Origin of the sequence: Pseudoalteromonas sp. BSi20311 (assembly GCF_000239875.1) — a bacterium.
Taxonomy (GTDB): Bacteria; Pseudomonadota; Gammaproteobacteria; order Enterobacterales; family Alteromonadaceae; genus Pseudoalteromonas.
In genome coordinates, this window is the sequence record NZ_BADU01000011.1 from 1 (window position 1) to 1,151 (window position 1,151).

2 protein-coding genes and 1 pseudogene are annotated in these 1,151 nt (G+C 33.7%); all 3 read right to left on the reverse strand.

Translation table 11 applies throughout. The annotated features are described in order from the left end of the window. Positions 1–418, reverse strand: a 418-nt coding sequence (locus P20311_RS01370) for a TolC family protein (RefSeq protein WP_036984641.1), incomplete at its 3' end; no start/stop codon positions are given. Positions 419–501: 83 nt separating this feature from the next. Beyond that, on the reverse strand, positions 502–852 hold the full coding sequence (locus P20311_RS01375) for a hypothetical protein (RefSeq protein ID WP_004588885.1): 351 nt from the start codon (positions 850–852) through the stop codon (positions 502–504). 55 nt (positions 853–907) lie between these two features. Beyond that, positions 908–1,151, reverse strand: a pseudogene (locus P20311_RS01380) (cation transporter); the annotation flags it as partial.

Consider the following 1,151-nt stretch of genomic DNA (forward strand, 5'->3'; position numbering starts at 1 on the left):
CCACCTTTTTTGCTGCTTGCCAATTAACTATTGCAGTTAAAGCGTTAGCCTTTTTAGAATCGAGTAGAGATAACAATTGTTGCTGGTTTGCATAAACACCAATTTCACCAATGCTTTTATTTGCTGATTGCTTATCCCAAAAATCAATCGTTTGACTGATACCAATAGAATAATTATCAAAATCACCCTCTTTTTCATAGCTTGCTTCAAGCTCTGGGTTATATACGGCTTTAGTTAAGCTCTTGGCTCTATGATTACTTGCATTAAGTAACTCTTTAGCCGCAACAACTTCGGGATCTTTATTTATTTGACTATCTAGCCATGAAATACTTTTCTGTTTGGCATAAGTGGCAACTGAAAAACTCACAGCCATACATAAAGACAGGACTAAACCTGCATTTTTTAAATATATATACATAAAAATTCTTAATTTTAAAATTAATAAACACGAAACCTTTATCCATTATTAAAGGATAAATAGGTCATTAAAAATTAATCTAATTAAGAAATGGGCGGACGAAGTATCGCTTCAAGAAAGGTACTTGTTTGATCAATTTGATAAGGCGTTTTATTGATAATGTTTAGTTTGCCCGTGGTATTTGAATTACTGACTAAAATCCAAGATAAGTGGCTGCCACTGCAATGTCCGCAGTGATGACAATCTTTTTCATTATGCTGCTCATCACCTACATTATCATTTGAGACATTTCGATCATCTGCATGATCATGTTGAATTTGAAGGTGCTCTATATCTATTTGGTGATTCTCAGGTGTTGCGGATACAACAGCAGTTAACGATTGCAAAACAATCGAAACGACTAATAGTATTTTTAACGCAACATTGAATTTCAAAATAAACACCTACTTAAATATGAAAAATTATAATATCAAAAAAAGGTTTTCTAAACTAGCCATGCGCATGTTTTTCATGCTCGTCACGGCAAGTTTCTTGAGGAAACTCAAACTCAATGGTTGTATGAGATAAATTATAAGAAGAAAGTTCCTTAGCCACTTGTTGTTTTAGCCTAATTAATTTATCAACCTCAAAGTTATGGGCTAACTCTAGGTGAGCAGTTAATACGTGACTTTCCCCGTCTAATGACCAAAAGTGCATATGATGAATCCCATTAATTTCAGGTATAGCCTTTATC